Raw genomic sequence first — 18,289 nt, 5'->3', positions numbered from 1 at the left:
TACAAGAACTACAACCTCGACAAGCAGGGCGAGGGCATGTTCTGGGCGGCGGTGAAGAACCCGAAGCGCAAGGACGACCCCGAAGCGAACGCCTGCGACAAGCAACCCTTCTGGGTCGACGAAGGCGAACCCCCCAACGAACCCCTGGCCGTCTCCCCGCAGGTGCTCGCCGAGTACGCCTACGACGAACTGCCCGTCCCCGGCACCGAGATCGAGACGGCCCCGGCGGGGAAGTCCACGGTCAACCTGCCCACCTGGATCTGGCTCGACAAGGCCCGCTTCAGGAAGCTCTCGGTCACCGCGAGCCTCCCCGGCACGGGCCTGTCCGCGACCACCACCGCCGAACCCGTCTCCCTGCGCGTCGAGCCCGGTACGCCCGACGCCCGCACCTACCCGGCCTCCGGCGTCTGCGAGATCGACGAGGACGGCGGCATCGGCGAACCGTTCGCGCGGGGCAAGGCCGACCGGAACCCGCCCTGCGGCGTCGGCTACCTGCGCGCCACCGGCTCCGACGGCCCCTACCCGTTGCGCGCCACCGTCACCTGGAAGATCAGCTGGACCAGTACCAACGGCCAGGGCGGGGACCTCCCCGACGGCACATTCGGCACGACCCAGGACGTGACGGTACGGGAGATCCAGTCGGTGAACCGCTGATCCGGAACCTTCGAAGGATCTGCACACCGTTCACCACGAGGTCGCGGACCTTCCCGACGGGGACCGAGATCGGCGCGATTCCCCCGTCGCACACCACCCGTGTGCACCGCGACGGGGCGGAAGGTGTGAAGAGAACGGGCCGGCCGCTGACCGGACCACCACACCCGTGAATCCGGATCCCGGAATCCCCCGCGCTTCCACAAGCGCGGACTGGCCGCCCGTTCTCCCCGCGTGCTTTGATCGGTCGCGCTTGAGCACCTCGACCTTTTTCAGACGAAGGGAACCGCCTTCCATGGCCTTCACCCCGCAGATCCAGACCGCCCAGATGTCCGACGCCGAGCTGGACGGCATCGCCGGCGGCCAGGCGGGTGTCGCCGCGGGCGCCGGCGCCGCTGCCGGTCTCTACGTCGAGACCACGGCAGCCGGCCTGACCGCCGGTGTCGGCGGCGGCGTGGGCCTCGCCGTCTCCCCGCAGGGCATCGCGGCGGACCTGCACCTCAACGCCGCCGTCGCTTCCTGACACAGGCGACGCGGCGCGGCGCGGCGCGACGAGAAAGGCCCCGGTCGATCGGAACCGGGGCCTTTCTTCTGTCTTTCGGACCGTGGCTCGGCGGCCATTGGCTCGGCGGCTATTTCTGCTTCTTACGCCTGTCCTCGGTCTTCATGGCGTCGTTCACCTTCTTGGTGAGTTCGTCATCGAGCTTCTTGAACTCACGCACCACGGCGTCGGACATACTCGCCAACGCGTCGAGCTGCTGCGTGATGTCCTCACGCCCGTCCTCCCAGTTGGACTCGAAATCCCCGAGCGCGTCATTGACACCGCCGTCACCGATGTCGTCCCGGTAGGACTCGAAGAGCTTCGCGGTGTGATTCAACCGGGTCTTGAGGGAACGCAGCCGGCGCCCGAACCCCTCCAACTCGGTGAGCGGGAGCGCGAGATCGCTCTTGCCCTGGCCCATACGGCAGTCCCCCCACGTCCAGCACGTCCTGCACCCTGATCGCCCCAGCACCGTATCCCGGCCCTGATGTGCCTCCCAACGGTGAGTCCATAAGATCTCTGTAGGCTCAGCACACCCACACCTCACAGCTCGGCCTCACGCAGTCCACGCATGTCCCCTCACGACCCCAGGACACCCGCCATGCCGCGACGCCGCACCCCAAGCTCGTCAAGCCCGACGGGAGGCACCACGGGAACGACGGCCCCGAGGAACCGGACGCCGCAGCCCGTGCGGATCCGGCGGCGGTCGTTGGGGGACTTCGTCAAGGCCTTCCTCGCGTTCGTCGCGCTGGCCGTGCTCCTGGTCGGCGTGCCCGTCGCGCTCGCCACGCAGATCGGCTGGCCGCTGCCGCACGGGGTGCCGAGCCTCGACTGGCTGCAGCAAGAGATCACCGTCCACACCTTCCTCAACATCCTCACCGTCATCGTGTGGCTGGCGTGGGCGCAGTTCACCGCCTGTGTGCTGGTGGAGATGAAGGCCGCACTGTCGGGCGTCGGCGTTCCGGGCCGGGTGCCGGGCGCCGGGCCCAGCCAGTTGCTCGCGCGCCAGCTGGTCGCCGCGCTGCTGCTCGTCGGTGCCACCGCCGCCGGCTTCACGCCCGGGCTGTCGCAGCTCGGGCAGGGGTACGACGCTCACCAGAAGCCGGCCGTGGCCGCCGCCCAGGCCACGCCGGGCCTCTTCGCCCAGCAGCAGGAGCAGGCCGCCGGCACCGCGGCCGCCCTCGCCGAGCAGGCCTCGCACGCCGCCGCCCACGCCGACGCCGGCAGCAGCGCCCGGCAGGGCGACACGAAGTACTACCGCATCCAGCCGCCCGAGGGACGCCACCACGACTCGCTGTGGGAGATAGCCGAACGCCACCTCGGTGACGGGCGCCGCTACAAGGAGATCTTCGAGCTCAACAAGGACCGCGTGCAGCCGGACGGGTCCAAGCTCTCCGAGGCCAGCCTCATCCGGCCCGGCTGGATCATGGAGATGCCGGGCGACGCGCGCGGCGGCGAACTCGTCGAGCTGCCCGACGAGTCACCGGGCGTCTCGCCCGACGTGCGGCAGCAGATCGCCGACTACGCCCAGACCGGCGACCACGCCCAGGGCGGCGGCGGATCCGGCGCCCAGGACGGCGGATCCGGCGCGCAGGGCGGCGGGCACGAGCACGCCGGCGGTGGCGCCGCCCAGGTGTCCGTCCCCGAGCAGCGGCAGCCCGCCCCCGACGGCGACCGGCGGCAGGCCGCGGCGGCCACCGGGGCCGAGAGCGCCTTCGGTCTTCCCGAAGCCCTCCTGGCCGCACCCCTCCTCGCCGCCGGCCTCCTCGGCGCCCTCGGGCGGCGACGCCGGCAGGCGCTGTGGCAGTCGGCGTTCGGCTCCACCGGCGGGCGGCGCGGCATGGAGCCGCCCACGCCGGGCGGGGACGCGCAGGACGTCCAGGACGCGCTGCTCGTCGGCGCCGACCCGGAGGGCGTCCGGCTGCTGGACCGGTCCCTGCGGGGGCTCGCCGCCTCCCTGGCCGAGGAGTCACGGCCGCTGCCGGTGGTGTACGCGGCCTGGCTCAGCAACGGCGACCTGCACCTCCAGCTCGCCCAGCCCTCAGGGAAGCCGCCCGCGCCCTGGCAGCAGGGGCAGGACCAGACGTTCTGGATGCTGGCCCGCACGGACGCCGAGGGTTACGGCGACACCGACACCGCCGCGCCCTACCCGGGCCTGGTCAGCCTCGGCACCATGGACGACTCGCGGCTGCTGCTCAACCTGGAGGCCGTGCCCGGCATCGTGTCCCTCTCCGGCCGGGAGGCCGACCGGGCCGCCGTCTTCGCCTCCGTCGCCGCCGAGTTGGCCACCAACGGGTGGTCCGACCGCATGACCGTCACGCTCGTCGGCTTCGGCGAGGACCTCACGCCGCTGGCCCCGAACCGCATCCGGCACCTGGACGACGTCGAGGCGCTGGTCGAGACCATGGAGGCCGAGACGCGGCAGCGGCGCGGGGCACTGGGCGCCGCCGGGCACGACTCGGTGCTCACCGGGCGCACCGGGCCCGCCCGGCACACGCGTTGGGCCCCGCACCTCGTCCTGCTCGCCGCCCAGCCCTCCGCCGAGGACGCCGTCAGGCTCGCCGAACTCGCCGCCGACGCCAGCCGGCTGGGCATCGGCTACCTCGTCGGCACCGAGACCGGTGAACTGCCCGGCGCCGCCTGGGAGATGGAGATCACCGGCCAGGGCAAGCTGCTCGCGCCGCTCCTCGGCCTGGAACTCGAGGCCCAGCTGCTGCCCGCCGCCCAGCAGCGCGCCGTGGTCGAGCTGTTCGTCGAGGCCGACCCGGACAGCCGCCCCGAGGGCGACCCCGCGCACCGGCCGCCGTTCCTGGTCGACATCAGCGAGCAGGGACGCCCGGCCGTCTACGCCCGGCTCGTCGGGCCGTACGAGATCATCGGCCTGGACGCCCCGGACGGGGACCGCAGCGCCCTGCTGCACGAGGCGCTGGCGCTGCTGCTCCTGCACCGCGAGGGCGTGCACCCGCGGGTGCTGTCCTCGGCGTTGTGGCCGCGCGGCGTCACCGACGACGTGCGCGGCGCGCTGCTGGACCGGCTGCGCGCCTGGCTCGGCACCGACCCCGACGGCACACCCCGCCTCGGCACCGACGCCGGCGGACGGCTCACGCTCGCCAAGTCCGTCGTCTCCGACCTGGACGTGCTGCGGTCGCTGTACTACGAGGCCACACAGGGCAAGGGCGTCGGCAGCCGGGCCGTGCGCGGGCGGCTGCTCACCGACGCGCTCGTGCTGGTGCGCGGGCCGCTGCTCGCCGACCGGCCCGAGGGCCGCTACCAGTGGCTCACCCACGAGATCGTCGACGCGCAACTGCCGCTGCTGGTCGCGGACACCGGGCTCGCGCTGTGCGCGTTCCACAGGGAGAAGGGCCGCGCGGAGAAGGCCATCGAGGCCCTGAACGCGGCGCTGCGCACCGCCCCGGAGGACGAGCGGCTGTGGCACGAGCTGCTGCGCGCGACCCACGCCACCGGCGAGGCGGACCGGCTGACGGCCCTCGCCACCGACCTCGTCCGCCGCAGCGGGGCCCGCGGGCTGCCGCCGCGCACGGAGGCACTGCTGGACGAGCTGCTGCCGACGTGGCGTGACGCGATCGCAGCGGTGGGATGAGCACCGGGCTGCTGGTCCTGGCCGCCGCGCTGTGGGGCGCGGCGGCGGGAGCGTTGCTGCCGCGCGCGGCCTACCGGTTCTCGGCGCCCGCGGGGGAGCCGTGGCGGCATCAGTGCCCCGGCGGGCACACGGTCAGGGGCTGGCTGGGCCCGGCCTCCTGCCGGGACTGCGAGGAGCCCGGGTACGGTCCGCGCACGACCCCCCTGGCCCTCACGACGGCGGCCCTGTGCGCCGCCCTCGCCGCCGCGACCGGCACCCGCCCCGAGATCGCCGTCTGGCTGCTGCTCGCGCCGGTCGGTGTCCTGCTCACCGTGGTCGACTTCCGCGTCCGGCGCCTGCCCGACCCGCTCACCCTCCCCTTCGCCGCGGCCGCCCTGGCCCTGCTCGGCCTCACCGCGCTCGTCCCGGAACACGCGGGGCAGTGGACCACCGCCCTCCTCGGCTCCCTGGCCCTCGGCGGCGGCTACTTCGTCCTCTTCCTCGTCAACCCGGCGGGCATGGGCTTCGGCGACGTCAAACTCGCCCTCGGCGCGGGCGCCGTCCTCGGCTGGTACGGCTGGTCCACGGTGATGCTCGGCACCTTCGCCGGCTTCCTCCTCGGCGCCCTCTACGGCCTCGCGCTGGTCGTCACCCGCCGCGCCACGCGCAAGACGGCCATCCCGTTCGGCCCGTTCCTGATCACCGGCGCCCTCCTGGGCCTCCTGATCGGCGCGTACACGGCCTGACCCGGCCGGCGCCTCCGGGCCCGGGTCATGCGCCGAGACCGCCGGCGACCCGGCGCACCACGGTGGCCGGCCACAACCCCAGGCCGTACGCGGCGAGCAGCGCACCGAGCACCCGGGTCCCACCGGGCAGCGGCCGGCGCCGATGCGCGCCGCCCATGCGGCGCAGCCGAAGACGGTGTCCACGGCGCCGAGCACGGCGACGGCCGCGAACACCCAGAACAGCACGGGCCGCTCGCCCAGCGGTGCCCGCTGCGCACCGGCGTCGGCCATGACGCCCGGGCCCCGTGTCCGCCACGCGGCGCGCGCCCCCCGCCCCTGTTCCTGACGGCCCGGGCCCCCGCAGCCTGGCGTCCGGCCCTTCAGCCCCCTGGCGTACGCTGGGCGGGTCCGTCCACAACCCTTACGAAAGGGACGCCCGGTGACCGAGAAGGCCGACCTTCAGCCCATCCTCGACCGTGCTGCCGCCGGTGGGCGGATCACCCCGGACGAGGCGCTCGCGCTGTACCGGGACGCCCCGCTGCACGCGCTGGGGGCCGCCGCCGACGCGGTGCGGCGCCGCCGGTACGCGGGGACCGAGCACATCGCGACGTACATCATCGAGCGCAACATCAACTACACGAACGTGTGCGTCACGGCCTGCCGCTTCTGCGCCTTCTACGCCGCCCCGAAGGACACCGCCAAGGGCTGGACGCGCGATCTCGACGACATCCTGCGCCGCTGCGCCGAGACGGTCGAGCTGGGCGGCACCCAGATCATGTTCCAGGGCGGGCACCACCCGGACTACGGCGTCGAGTACTACGAGAAGCACTTCAAGGCGATCAAGGAAGCCTTCCCGCAGCTGGTGATCCACTCCCTCGGCGCGTCCGAGGTCGAGCACATGGCCCGGATCTCCAAGGTCAGCGTGGAGGAGGCCATCCAGCGCATCCACGCCGCCGGCCTCGACTCCTTCGCCGGTGCCGGCGCCGAGCTGCTGCCCGAGCGGCCCCGCAAGGCCATCGCCCCGCTGAAGGAGTCCGGCGAACGCTGGCTGGAGATCATGGAGATCGCGCACAACCTGGGCGTGGAATCCACCTCCACCATGCTCATGGGAACCGGCGAGACCAACGCCGAGCGCATCGAGCACCTGCGCATGATCCGCGACGTCCAGGACCGCACGGGCGGCTTCCGGGCCTTCATCCCGTACACGTACCAGCCCGAGAACAACCACCTGAAGGGCCGCACGCAGGCGACGCTCTTCGAGTACCTGCGGATGATCGCCATCGCCCGGCTGTTCATGGACAACATCGCCCACATCCAGGGCTCGTGGCTCACCACCGGCAAGGAGGTCGGCCAGCTCTCCCTGCACTACGGCGCCGACGACCTCGGCTCGATCATGCTGGAGGAGAACGTGGTGTCGTCGGCCGGCGCCAAGCACCGGTCGAACCGGATGGAGATCATCGACCTCATCCGCAAGGCGGGCCGGGTCCCCGCCCAGCGCTCCACCACCTACGAGCACCTCGTCGTGCACGACGACCCGGCGAACGACCCCGTCGACGACCGCGTGGTCTCGCACATCTCCTCCACGGCCATCGAGGGCGGCACGGCTCACCCCGAGCTGAAGCTGCTGGCGTCCAACTGATCCGACCGTGCTGACGATCCACGCCGCCCCGCTGGTCCTGCCCGCGGGCGCGGACCCCGTCACGGACGGCGCCGTCGCGGTCGACGGCGACCGGATCACGGCCGTCGGACCGTACGAGGACGTCGCCGACGAGACGCCCGGCGCGCGTGTACGGCGCTGGCCGGGTGTGCTCACGCCGGGCCTGCGCCAGTGGCACGCGCTGTGGCTGCTGCGCCAGTGCTACCACCCCGACCCGCGTGAGGCCGCTGAACTGGGCGAACAGCCCCTGTGGGGCGAGCGGCTGGCCGCGCTGGGCGAGCTCGGCGAGACGCGCTGGGCGGGCAGCGTACGACGCGGCGTGCAGCGGATGCTGCGCTACGGCACCACGGCGGTCGCCTCGCCCGGTGCCCGTTTCCGCGACCCGCTGGTGGCGATGGCCGTCGCCCGGTCCGGCCTGACCGTCGTCGGCATCACGAACGCCCCCGGCCCGCTGCTCGGCGAGCGGCCCGACCTCGACCCGTTCGCCGAGGGCCACGACCTGCTGGGCACGGTCCACGGCCCGCTCACCATCGGCGGCCGGGCCGACCTGGCCGTGTTCGACGTACCCGACGAGTCGGCCCTGCGCGAGCGCGGCGCGGCCACCTGCGTGGCGACCGTGCTGGCCGGCCGGCTGGTGTACCGGGCCCGCTGAAGCCGGCGGCTCAGCCCGCGAAGGCCTCGGCGAACGCCCCCGGACCCTGCGTCACACCACTGCAGTCGGTCGCCGCCCCGCCGCTCCCGCGGCCGGCCGCGCACTGCCGGTCCCGGGCCGTCGACCACATCGACACCCAGGCGATGTTCCTCTCCTCGGCGAAGGCACGGACCTCGGCCGCGTCGGCGAGCGTGAAGGTCTCGCCCGCGACGTCGTTGACGCCGATCATCGACGTGAGCGCCATGCCCTGCCAGGCCTCGGCGTCCGACGTGCGGAAGACCTTCCTCAGCTGCGTGTGCGCGGCCTCGGCGGCGGTGAGCGCGTATCCGCCCATGTCGCCGTGGTAGGACGAGCCGTAGTTCATCGTCATCAGGTTGACCGTGGAGACCCGCACACCGTGGTCGTTGGCCGAGGCGAGCAGCGCCAGACCGTCCTCGTCCAGGCCCGACGGCATCACCGGCAGTGTGAACGAGACCTCCAGGCCGTCCCGTTGCTCCTGCAGCCGCGCGATCGCCCGCGAACGCAGCGCGACGGAGGCGGAGTCGGACAGGTCGTCGCCCTCGATGTCGAAGTCGGCCAGGGTGGTGCCGGCCGCGTCCAGGGCCTGGCCGTAGGCCGCAGCCAGTGCGGAGACGCTGTCGCAGTTCGCCGCGAGTTCCTTCCCGGAGGCGCCGCCGAAGGAGACCCGGACCCGGCCGCCGTCCTCCTTGAGCGCCGCGACGCGGGCGGCGACCGCCGGGTCGTCGAGGGCGTGGGTGCCGTTCCAGCGCGGCGTGCAGTCGCTGCCCTCCGCGATGACGAAGGCCAGGTTGTACGTCGTGGGGGAGCCGGCCGTGTCGGTGGCGGCGGCCTCGGTGGCGCTGACGTACGGGGCGTACGAGGTGCCTGCTCCGGCGGCGGCCGTCGCCGCGTCGGCAGCGCGGGCCGGGCCGTCCTGGCCCGAACAGCCCGCGGCGGCGAGGGCGAGGGCGATCAGACAACCGAGACCGGCGGCCGGCCTTCGCGAACTCCTCATGGCGTGCGCTCCCGTTCTCGTGAGGTCTCCGGGGTCAAGGACCAGTACGTTTCCCGGCCGCAAACGTCTCACGAGGGTGGGGGCACATGACGCGTTCCGTCGGCATTCGCGAGAACTCTCAGAGAAGGGACAGCCCGGGTCGTTTCTCATGGCTCTCACACAGGAAAACCCGAGTTTATGGCACATGAAGCGGCTCTAGTGTCCGGTGAATGCATTCCGAGCCCGCCATCGAGAACCGCACAGCTCGCGGTCGCCGCCGCAAACGCGGCACCGGGTCCCCCGAAGGGCCCGTGTTCGTCGACACCTCCGGACGCCGCGCCCGGCTGCTGCGCCGGATCGGCCTTGCCGTGGGGGCCGTCTGCCTCGGGTACGCGGCCGTGCTCGGCGCGGCCTTCCTGGGCTGGGGCACCGCGCTGACACCGTCGCGGTTGCTCCCGTTCGCGGGTGCGGGGCCCGGCGGTGGCCCCGGCGGTCCGGCCGGCCCGGGCCTCCCGACGGCCCCGGCCGGGACAGGAGCCCCTACGGGCCCGGTCGGGACGGGGATTCCGTCGGTAGCGCCCGGGACGGCGGCCGGAACCGGTGTTCCCACCCCGCTGCCGTCCGTGTCCGCCTCCGCCTCGGCGTCCGCCGCCGCGGTCTCCGGATGACCGGGGCCGCCGTATGACCACGACCACCCCCTCCCGCGGCCGCCGCCGCGCCCCCTCCCGGATGGAGCGGGCCGCGGGCAAGGCCGCCGCGCTGCAGCGGCCGCGCGTCGTCCTCGCCCTGCTGCTCCTGCTCGCGCTGGTCTGCGTGATGCTCCTCGACGGCTATCTGCGCGCCGAGGTCGGCGGCGACCAGCGCGTACGCACCGGGGCCAGCGCCGGCGACGTACCGGACGAGGTCCTGGACGGCGGGCCGATCGTCACCTTCCGCGGCGGACAGGCCACGACCGTCTCGGTCCCGGACAAGACCATCGCGCTCACCTTCGACGACGGCCCCGACCCGACCTGGACGCCCCAGGTGCTGGCCATCCTGGAGAAGTACGACGTGCCCGCCACGTTCTTCCTGGTCGGCTCGATGGTCTCGCGCCACCCGGGCATCGTGGCGGACATGGTCGACCAGGGCCACGAGGTGGGGATCCACACCTTCACGCACGTCGACCTGTCCTACCAGAGCGACGCCCGCGTCCGGCGCGAGATGGAACAGACCCAGCTCGCGCTCGCGGGAGCCGCCGGCATCACCACCACCCTGTTCCGGGCGCCCTACTCCTCGCGGACCGACGCCATCGACAACTACAGCTGGCCCGTCTACAAGAAGCTCGGCCAGGACGGCTACACCAGCGTCTTCGTCGACACCGACAGCGACGACTGGAAGCGGCCGGGCGTGGCGAAGATCGTCCAGTGGGCCACGCCGGAGAAGAACGAGGGCGCCTCCGTCCTCTTCCACGACGCGGGCGGCGAGCGCTCCCAGACCATCGCCGCGCTGCCGCAGTACATCGAGAAGATGCGGGCGAGGGGCTACACCTTCACCACCGTCAGCGGTGTCCTCGCGGCGCAGGGGCAGGCACCGCCCGGGACGCCGCAGGACCGGCGTGCCGGGCTCCAGGCCGCCCACCGCGAGGCCACCGGCACGATCCTCTACGAGGGCAGAGCCCTGGTCGCGGCCGTCGCCGTCGCCGAGGCCGCCGTGCCGACGCTGTCCGTCGCGCTCATGGTCGTCGGCGTCGCCGTCCTGGGCCGCTTCGGGATGATGCTGGTCCTCGCCCGCCGCCACCACAGGCGGCGCAACCGGCGCCGCTTCGGCTGGGGGCCGCCCGTGACGCGGCCGGTGAGCGTGATCGTCCCGGCCTACAACGAGAAGGAGTGCATCGCCAACACCCTCGGCTCCCTGGCCCGGAGCACCCACCCCATCGAGATCATCGTCGTCGACGACGGCTCGACGGACGGCACGGCCGACATCGCCGAGTCCCTCGGCATGCCCAACGTCCGCGTCATCCGCCAGGCCAACGCGGGCAAGCCGGCCGCGCTCAACAACGGTGTGCGCAGTGCCCGGTACGACCTCGTCGTGATGATGGACGGCGACACCGTCTTCGAACCGGACACGGTACGGCAGCTGGTGCAGCCCTTCGCCGACCCGGAGGTCGGCGCGGTCGCGGGCAACGCCAAGGTCGGCAACCGCACCACCGTCATCGGCGCCTGGCAGCACATCGAGTACGTGATGGGCTTCAACCTCGACCGGCGCATGTACGACCTGCTGCGCTGCATGCCCACCATCCCCGGCGCGATCGGGGCGTTCCGCCGCGAGGCGGTGCTCCAGGTGGGCGGCATGAGCGAGGACACGCTCGCCGAGGACACCGACATCACCATCGCGCTGCACCGCGCCGGGTGGCGGGTCGTCTACCAGGAGCACGCCCGCGCGTGGACGGAGGCGCCGGGCTCGCTCAAGCAGCTGTGGTCCCAGCGCTACCGCTGGTCCTACGGCACCATGCAGGCCCTGTGGAAGCACCGCAAGTCCCTCACCGACAAGGGGCCTTCGGGCCGCTTCGGGCGGGTCGGCATGCCGCTGGTGGTGCTGTTCCAGATCGTCACGCCGGTCTTCGCCCCGCTCATCGACGTCTTCACCGTCTACGCGATGATCTTCGTCGACCTGCGGGCGTCCCTGCTCGCGTGGGCGGCCGTGCTCGCCGTCCAGTTGCTGTGCGCGGCCTACGCCTTCCGCCTGGACGGCGAGAAGTACCGGTACCTGCTGATGATGCCGCTGCAGCAGCTGGCCTACCGGCAGATGATGTACCTCGTCCTCATCCACTCCTGCGTCACCGCCCTCACCGGCGGCCGGCTGCGCTGGCAGAAACTGAAGCGGACCGGCGAGGTCGGGACCCCGGTGGGGACGGGCTGATGGGGGCCCACCGCAAGGGCACCGCGGTCGCGGACCGGATCGGTGCCACGGCGCCGGCCGGCCGCGACCGCTACTTCGACACGCTCCGCGCGCTCGCCCTGGTCCGGGTCGTCGCCTATCACACCTTCGAGTGGGCCTGGGCCGGACTGGTCTTCCCCTCCATGGGCGTGATGTTCGGCCTGGCCGGCACCCTCATGGCCCGGTCGCTCGGGCGCCCCGCGCCCGGGGTGATTCGGAACCGGTTCCGGCGGCTGCTGCCGCCCTTCTGGCTGTGGGGCCTGTTCGTGACCGGCGCGATGCTGGTGCACGGCTGGATGCCGGGGTGGCAGATCGTCTACTGGGTCGTGCCGCTCGGCGATCCGCCGGGCAGCGCCTGGGGCGAGCAGGCCTGGGAGATCTGCTGGTACCTGCGCACCTACCTGTGGTTCGTGCTCCTCTCCCCGCCGCTGCTGCGCCTGTTCCGGCGCGCGCCCGTCCCGGTGCTGCTCTCCTCGCTCGCCCCGGTCGTCGTGCTCACGTACGTCCGGCAACCGCCGGACGGCCGGTTCGGCAGCGCCCTCACGGACCTGGCGGTCTTCCTGTGCTGCTGGCTCCTCGGCTTCGCCCACCACGACGGCGTACTGGCCCGGCTGAAGCCCGCGTCGGTGCTCCCGCCCGCCCTGGCGGCCCTGGCGTACGGCGCCTGGTACGCCCTCGCGCACCAGGCCGAGTACGGCACGTACGACCTGGACGAGAACCCGCTCGCGCAGGCCTTCTGGTCGGCCGGGTTCGTGGCGCTGCTGCTGTACGCCAAGGCCCGTCTCGGGACCGGCTTCGCGGGCCCGGCCCGGCACCGGCGCTTCGACCGGCTGGTGACGGTGTTCAACGCCCGCGCGGTGACGATCTACCTGTGGCACGAGATCGCGCTGGTCCTGGCCGTACCGCTGATCGACCGGTGCTGGGACGTGCCGGCCTTCGAGGCGTATCTGCCGCTGGAGAGCCAGTGGTTCCTGTTCGGCGTGGCCTGGGTGCTGATCGCCGTGTTCGTGCTGCTGTGCGGCTGGGTGGAGGACGTGGCGGCACGGCGCGCACCCCGGCTCCTGCCCGGAGGGCGTACTGCAAGAATGGGCCCGTGACCCGCGCATCCCTGGACAAGCAGCCGCACGAAGTCGCCTCGATGTTCGACGACGTGGCGGAACGGTACGACCTGACCAACGACGTGCTGTCCCTCGGCCAGGACCGGCGATGGCGCAAGGAGGTCGCCAGGGCGGTGGACGCGCGCCCGGCGCAGAAGATCCTCGACCTGGCCGCGGGCACGGGCACCTCCTCGCTGCCCTTCGCCCGCACCGGCGCCTACGTCGTCCCCTGCGACTTCTCCCAGGGCATGCTCCGGGTCGGCAAGCAGCGGCAGCCCTGGCTGCCGTACACCGCCGGCGACGCGACGCGACTGCCGTTCAAGGACGACAGCTTCGACGCCGTCACCATCTCCTTCGGGCTGCGCAACGTGCAGGACACGGACGCGGCGCTGCGCGAGATGCACCGGGTGACCCGGCCCGGCGGGCGGATCGTGATCTGCGAGTTCTCGCACCCGACGTGGGCGCCGTTCCGCACGGTCTACACCGAGTACCTGATGCGCGCCCTGCCGCCGGTGGCCCGGGCCGTGTCCTCCAGCCCCGACGCGTACGTCTACCTCGCCGAGTCCATCCGCGCCTGGCCCGACCAGGCCGCCCTGGCCGGGCGGCTGGGCGGGGCAGGCTGGTCGCGGGTGGCCTGGCGCAACCTGAGCGGCGGGATCGTCGCCCTGCACCGGGCCTTCAAGGAGAGCTGAGCCCGTCGAGCCCTCCCCGGGGGCCGGGCCCTAGCGGTCGCTGAGCACCATGTGCGGGTCGCCCGGCTCGTCCAGCTCCCGTCGCAGCCCGCCCCCGGGCGGTTGTGGGACCCGTGGCTCGTGCACGCCCCCGCCGCCCTCGCCCGGCCCGAAGTCGAACCACACGTAGACCATCGATTCCCGCGGCACCTCGGCGCCGGGCTGCGGGTACTGGCGTACGACGTACTCGACCACGGCGAGGTGGAAGTCGGGCCGGTCCGGCGCGTTGAGGAACAGCCCCTGGGACCGGGCCGTCTCGCGCGCGTCCACGGCCATCAGGCCGACCAGGCGCGGAACCCGCACCCCGGGTGTTTTGCGGGACATGTGCACAGATGTCACCCCCAGCGGTACGGGAAGGGTAACTCCGGCTCCGCGGCGGCCGGAAGCGGCAGGTGTCTTTCCGTGACAGTCGAACGCGGAGAGTAACCGGCCATGTCGCGTCGGGGGCGGCCCTTCGACCGGGTGATCAAGCGCGCTGAATAGACTGCCCGTGTCCTGTGCCGGTCGGCACGCAGACTTCGAACCTTGGGGAGATCCCGCCGTGACCGAGCCCCTCTCCGAAAACACCGCCGATGTCATCGTCGTCGGCGCGGGGCCAGCCGGCTCCACGACCGCGTACCACCTCGCCAAGGCCGGACTCGACGTACTGCTCCTGGAGAAGACCGAGTTCCCGCGCGAGAAGGTCTGCGGTGACGGCCTCACCCCGCGCGCCGTCAAGCAGCTCGTGGCGATGGGCGTCGACATCTCGGAAGAGGCCGGCTGGCTGCGCAACAAGGGCCTGCGGATCATCGGCGGGGGAGTCCGCCTCCAGCTCGACTGGCCGGATCTCGCCTCCTTCCCCGACTACGGCCTGGTCCGCAAGCGCGACGACTTCGACGAGCAGCTCGCCCGGCAGGCCCAGAAGGCCGGTGCCCGCCTGTTCGAGAAGTGCAACGTGGGCGCGCCGATCGTCGACGACCGTACGGGCCGCATCACCGGGGTGCACGCCAAGCTCGGCGAGGACAAGCGCGAGGTCACCTTCCACGCGCCGCTGGTCGTCGCCGCCGACGGCAACTCCACCCGGCTCTCCCTCGCGATGGGCCTGCACCGCCGCGAGGACCGCCCGATGGGCGTGGCGGTGCGGACGTACTTCACCAGCCCCCGCCACGAGGACGACTACCTGGAGTCCTGGCTCGAACTGTGGGACCGCCGTGGTGCCCAGGACCGCCTGCTGCCCGGCTACGGCTGGATCTTCGGCATGGGCGACGGCACCTCCAACGTCGGCCTGGGCGTGCTCAACACCTCCGAGTCCTTCAAGGAGCTGGACTGGCGCGAGGTCCTGAAGGCGTGGTGCGCGTCCATGCCGGAGGACTGGGGCTACACCCCCGACAACATGACCGGGCCCATCCGCGGTGCCGCGCTCCCCATGGCCTTCAACCGCCAGCCGCACTACACCAAGGGCCTGCTGCTGGTCGGCGACGCCGGCGGCCTGGTGAACCCGTTCAACGGCGAGGGCATCGCCTACGCCATGGAGTCCGGCCAGATCGCCGCCGACGTCATCGTCCAGGCCCACGCGCGCTCGACCCCGGCCGGCCGGGAGATGGCCCTCCAGCGCTACCCGCGCGTCCTGAAGGACACCTACGGCGGCTACTACACCCTCGGCCGTGCGTTCGTGAAGCTCATCGGCAACCCGAAGGTCATGCAGATCGCCGCCCAGCGCGGTCTCACGCACCCGCTGCTGATGAAGTTCACCCTGAAGCTCCTCGCGAACCTCACCGACCCGACGGGCGGCGACGCGATGGACCGGATCATCAACGGACTGAGCAAGGTCGCCCCGAAGGCCTGACCGGCCGCCCGGGGAGAGTCACGTCGGCGGCTCGGCGCACGTACACCTCGTCACGCCGGTCCGCCGGCTGTCGTGGCCGGTCCTCACACTCGCGCGCCGTCGCCTCCTCACGCCCCGTCAAGCAACCGTCGAACGGGGATGATCCGGGCATAGGGTGCCGTCGGGCAGGGGAGTCGTGCCGGCCGTAGGGGACAGAGCCCCTGAAGCGCGTGGACGAGCCGCGGCGCCGGTTCGGACCGCCCGGGGTGCGCCCGGCCCCGGCGAGGCGCTCACAGGGGCCCTGGAGGGGCGTGTGGGCGTGCCGGGGTGTGCGGGGCGGGCCCGGACAGGCCGGGAGGGCCGTTGCCCTCGAGCGGCAGCGGCCCTCTTGTCCCTTATGCGTGCATCAGTGCGGGAGTGATGTCACAGGACGCGCACCGCGCCCGACGCCGGGTAGCCCGACAGGTCCTGGATGACGACGCCCTTGGACGGGTTGGCCGCGTCCAGGTACTGGCCGTTCCCGATGTAGACACCCACGTGGTACGCGGAGCCCTTGCCGCCCCAGTACAGGATGTCGCCGACCTGGATGCTGGACAGCGGGACGTCCGTGCCGGCCATCGACTGGTCCTGCGAGACGCGCGGCAGGTCCACACCCACCTGCTTGTACGCCGCCTGCACCAGCGAGGAGCAGTCCCAGGCGTTGGGACCGGTCGCGCCCATGACGTAGGCGTCGCCCACCTGCGCCTTGAGGAAGGCGATGACGGTGGCGACGCTGCCGCTGGCGGGCGCCGAGACCGACGTGGAGGTGGAGGCGGACGCGGACGCGGTCGTGGAGAGCGTGGCGCGCTCGGCGCTGCGCTCGGCACGCTCGGCGGCGGCCTTGCGGGCGGCCTCGGCGGCCTTCTTCTTGGCCTCGGCCTTCTTCTTCGCCTCGGCGAGGTCCTTCTTGGCCTCCGCGGCGGCCTTGGCGGCGGCGGCGTCACGCTCTGCGCGCAGCTCGTAGTTCGCGGCGGCCTGCTGCGTGGCGGCCGCCGACTGGGCGACCGCGGCGGACATGTCGGCCGTCAGGGTGGGCAGTTCGATGGTCTGCGTCACCGGCTCGGCGGCGTTCGCCGAGGCCGACGCACCCGCCGCCGCCATGCTGAGAACGCCACCGGCGACTCCGGCACGCATGGCGATCGAAGAGGTCGCGCTGCGGCGGGGCTTCCGGTGGCTGCGTATGTGAGCGGTGTGGGACATGGGAACAACCGGTACCAGGGGCTCCTTCATATCTTCAAGGAACGTGTGCTGCGCCACAGTTGTTCAACCGAGAGCCCAAAACCCCCGAACGAGGCTCTTTATTGACGCCGTAACGGACATTGCGGGCGCGATGTAACCGGCCTGTGATCACGGTGTTTGATCAATACGCCCGAATTGCCCCGCGCTTACCACTGGTTGGCTCGATTGGCCAAGCCCCGTTCTCATGAGCCTCTCATCAATGTGGCGGAGGTCACGGAACGGTTGCCCCGGCGGCGGCGTCCCGGCGCGTGGATCACGGCCGGATCACGACCGCGCGGAGATCGTGAACGCGTGCACGCGTCCACACCCCGCCTCGCGCGCCCCCGGAGGTGTGAACGCGCCTCTATCAAGAGATCGAGGCCGCCGCCAATTTGCATGCACGCGAACTCTCTTGATATGGAGACGCACCCCCCGAGCTGCGCTGACGAGCCAAAATGTCACCTCTGGTGATCACTCGGACGCTTCGCGTGTGAAGATCACCGCTCATCCGACTTCATGATCGATCGTCAGGTGGTGGAGATCACAAAGCTTGTGCAATACCCCGTGTCGCAGATCACAGAGCGTCGGGCATAAGATGCACGCGGTTGGGCTTGTGACCTGCTTCACATGTTCCCGATCTTCGCCGGGGCGGGCGGGGTTCGCGGGACTGGTGGGGCGGACGTGAGCCCGACGCCAACCGCCAGCAGTCAGTGCCGACTGAGAGGAGCGAGGAGCGGTGAACGCTTATGCGCCCATCCTCGTACTGGGAGCCCTCGGGGCAGGCTTTGCGATCTTCTCCGTGGTCATGGCCACGTTGATCGGGCCCAAGCGGTACAACCGGGCCAAGCTCGAGGCCTACGAGTGCGGTATCGAGCCGACCCCCACGCCGGCCGGCGGCGGGCGCTTCCCGATCAAGTACTACCTGACGGCGATGCTCTTCATCATTTTCGATATCGAGATCGTCTTCCTGTACCCCTGGGCCGTCACCTTCGACGCCCTGGGGATCTTCGGGCTCGTGGAGATGCTGCTCTTCGTGCTCACCGTCTTCGTCGCGTACGCGTACGTATGGCGGCGCGGCGGCCTGGAATGGGACTGAGGGGCCACAAGTCATGGGACTCGAAGAAAAGCTGCCGAGCGGCTTCCTGCTGACCACCGTCGAGCAGGCCGCGGGCTGGGTACGCAAGTCGTCCGTCTTCCCCGCCACGTTCGGCCTCGCCTGTTGCGCCATCGAGATGATGACCACCGGCGCCGGCCGTTACGACCTGGCGCGCTTCGGCATGGAGGTCTTCCGGGGCTCGCCCCGCCAGGCGGACCTGATGATCGTCGCCGGCCGGGTCAGCCAGAAGATGGCGCCGGTGCTCCGGCAGGTCTACGACCAGATGCCGAACCCCAAGTGGGTGATCTCCATGGGGGTCTGCGCCTCCTCCGGCGGCATGTTCAACAACTACGCGATCGTCCAGGGCGTCGACCACATCGTGCCGGTCGACATCTACCTCCCCGGCTGCCCGCCACGGCCGGAGATGCTGATGGACGCCATCCTCAAGCTCCACCAGAAGATCCAGTCCTCCAAGCTCGGCGTGAACGCCGAGGAGGCGGCCCGCGAGGCGGAGGAGGCGGCGCTCAAGGCCCTGCCCACGATCGAGATGAAGGGGCTGCTGCGATGAGCGACGCGAACAGCGCGAAC

At 72.0% G+C, this 18,289-nt stretch carries 16 protein-coding genes and 1 pseudogene; 12 read left to right on the top strand and 5 right to left on the bottom strand.

Annotated elements, in window-relative coordinates; genetic code table 11:
- Nucleotides 1–654 (top strand): annotated as a pseudogene (locus tag RIN80_RS17390) (hypothetical protein); the annotation flags it as partial.
- Between the two features lie 292 nt (nucleotides 655–946).
- Nucleotides 947–1,174, top strand: coding sequence for a hypothetical protein (locus tag RIN80_RS17385; RefSeq protein ID WP_309096510.1), 228 nt, complete (start codon nucleotides 947–949; stop codon nucleotides 1,172–1,174).
- Nucleotides 1,175–1,283: 109 nt separating this feature from the next.
- Here the strand turns inward: RIN80_RS17385 and RIN80_RS17380 are convergent, their stop codons facing one another.
- Complete coding sequence (locus tag RIN80_RS17380) at nucleotides 1,284–1,613, bottom strand: hypothetical protein (RefSeq protein ID WP_309096509.1); 330 nt, start codon at nucleotides 1,611–1,613, stop codon at nucleotides 1,284–1,286.
- A 180-nt stretch (nucleotides 1,614–1,793) separates the two neighbouring features.
- Between RIN80_RS17380 and RIN80_RS17375 the strand changes: the two genes are divergently transcribed.
- A complete protein-coding gene (locus RIN80_RS17375) occupies nucleotides 1,794–4,793 on the top strand; it encodes a BTAD domain-containing putative transcriptional regulator (protein ID WP_309096508.1) in 3,000 nt (999 codons plus the stop codon).
- The gene (locus RIN80_RS17370; RefSeq protein WP_309096507.1) at nucleotides 4,790–5,518 is read left to right on the top strand and encodes a prepilin peptidase; all 729 of its coding nucleotides are present in this window, start codon (nucleotides 4,790–4,792) and stop codon (nucleotides 5,516–5,518) included. The genes RIN80_RS17375 and RIN80_RS17370 overlap by 4 nt, the downstream gene beginning before the upstream one ends.
- Nucleotides 5,519–5,543: 25 nt before the next feature.
- Here RIN80_RS17370 and RIN80_RS17365 read toward each other — a convergent pair whose 3' ends face one another.
- Nucleotides 5,544–5,675: a hypothetical protein gene (locus tag RIN80_RS17365; protein ID WP_309096506.1), complete on the bottom strand. Its 132-nt coding sequence runs from the start codon at nucleotides 5,673–5,675 to the stop codon at nucleotides 5,544–5,546.
- Nucleotides 5,676–5,936: 261 nt separating this feature from the next.
- Here RIN80_RS17365 and mqnC point away from each other — a divergent pair, with 261 nt between their 5' ends.
- Both mqnC and RIN80_RS17355 read left to right on the top strand, forming a co-directional pair.
- Nucleotides 5,937–7,136 (top strand): cyclic dehypoxanthinyl futalosine synthase, encoded by a 1,200-nt coding sequence (gene mqnC, locus RIN80_RS17360; RefSeq protein ID WP_309096505.1) that lies wholly within the window; start codon nucleotides 5,937–5,939, stop codon nucleotides 7,134–7,136.
- Between the two features lie 7 nt (nucleotides 7,137–7,143).
- The gene (locus RIN80_RS17355; protein ID WP_309096504.1) at nucleotides 7,144–7,806 is read left to right on the top strand and encodes a hypothetical protein; all 663 of its coding nucleotides are present in this window, start codon (nucleotides 7,144–7,146) and stop codon (nucleotides 7,804–7,806) included.
- A gap of 10 nt (nucleotides 7,807–7,816) precedes the next feature.
- Here RIN80_RS17355 and RIN80_RS17350 read toward each other — a convergent pair whose 3' ends face one another.
- Complete coding sequence (locus tag RIN80_RS17350; RefSeq protein WP_309096503.1) at nucleotides 7,817–8,821, bottom strand: chitinase; 1,005 nt, start codon at nucleotides 8,819–8,821, stop codon at nucleotides 7,817–7,819.
- Nucleotides 8,822–9,481: 660 nt separating this feature from the next.
- On the opposite strand from RIN80_RS17350, the gene RIN80_RS17340 reads away from it, so the two are divergent.
- From RIN80_RS17340 to RIN80_RS17330, 3 genes are read left to right on the top strand one after another with little or no spacing between them, the layout of a single operon-like run.
- Nucleotides 9,482–11,698 carry a bifunctional polysaccharide deacetylase/glycosyltransferase family 2 protein gene (locus RIN80_RS17340; RefSeq protein WP_309096501.1) on the top strand — a complete coding sequence of 739 codons (2,217 nt, stop codon included), beginning with the start codon at nucleotides 9,482–9,484 and terminating at the stop codon, nucleotides 11,696–11,698.
- The gene (locus RIN80_RS17335) at nucleotides 11,698–12,813 is read left to right on the top strand and encodes an acyltransferase (RefSeq protein WP_309096500.1); all 1,116 of its coding nucleotides are present in this window, start codon (nucleotides 11,698–11,700) and stop codon (nucleotides 12,811–12,813) included. The genes RIN80_RS17340 and RIN80_RS17335 overlap by 1 nt, the downstream gene beginning before the upstream one ends.
- Nucleotides 12,810–13,505, top strand: coding sequence for a demethylmenaquinone methyltransferase (locus RIN80_RS17330; RefSeq protein WP_309096499.1), 696 nt, complete (start codon nucleotides 12,810–12,812; stop codon nucleotides 13,503–13,505). The genes RIN80_RS17335 and RIN80_RS17330 overlap by 4 nt, the downstream gene beginning before the upstream one ends.
- 30 nt (nucleotides 13,506–13,535) lie before the next feature.
- Here RIN80_RS17330 and RIN80_RS17325 read toward each other — a convergent pair whose 3' ends face one another.
- Nucleotides 13,536–13,868 (bottom strand): PASTA domain-containing protein, encoded by a 333-nt coding sequence (locus tag RIN80_RS17325; protein WP_309096498.1) that lies wholly within the window; start codon nucleotides 13,866–13,868, stop codon nucleotides 13,536–13,538.
- 217 nt (nucleotides 13,869–14,085) lie between these two features.
- Here RIN80_RS17325 and RIN80_RS17320 point away from each other — a divergent pair, with 217 nt between their 5' ends.
- Complete coding sequence (locus tag RIN80_RS17320; RefSeq protein ID WP_309096497.1) at nucleotides 14,086–15,369, top strand: geranylgeranyl reductase family protein; 1,284 nt, start codon at nucleotides 14,086–14,088, stop codon at nucleotides 15,367–15,369.
- Between the two features lie 402 nt (nucleotides 15,370–15,771).
- Here RIN80_RS17320 and RIN80_RS17315 read toward each other — a convergent pair whose 3' ends face one another.
- Complete coding sequence (locus RIN80_RS17315; RefSeq protein WP_309096496.1) at nucleotides 15,772–16,617, bottom strand: C40 family peptidase; 846 nt, start codon at nucleotides 16,615–16,617, stop codon at nucleotides 15,772–15,774.
- 724 nt (nucleotides 16,618–17,341) lie between these two features.
- Between RIN80_RS17315 and RIN80_RS17310 the strand changes: the two genes are divergently transcribed.
- Entirely contained in the window at nucleotides 17,342–17,701 is a 360-nt protein-coding gene (locus RIN80_RS17310) for an NADH-quinone oxidoreductase subunit A (protein WP_003974383.1), read from the top strand.
- 13 nt (nucleotides 17,702–17,714) lie between these two features.
- Nucleotides 17,715–18,269: an NADH-quinone oxidoreductase subunit B family protein gene (locus tag RIN80_RS17305; RefSeq protein ID WP_018528252.1), complete on the top strand. Its 555-nt coding sequence runs from the start codon at nucleotides 17,715–17,717 to the stop codon at nucleotides 18,267–18,269.
- The last annotated feature ends 20 nt before the right edge of the window (nucleotides 18,270–18,289 follow it).

The sequence above is a fragment of the Streptomyces sp. genome, from assembly GCF_031181705.1.
Taxonomy (GTDB): Bacteria; Actinomycetota; Actinomycetes; order Streptomycetales; family Streptomycetaceae; genus Streptomyces.
This window is presented reverse-complemented; position numbering and strand designations above follow the sequence as displayed.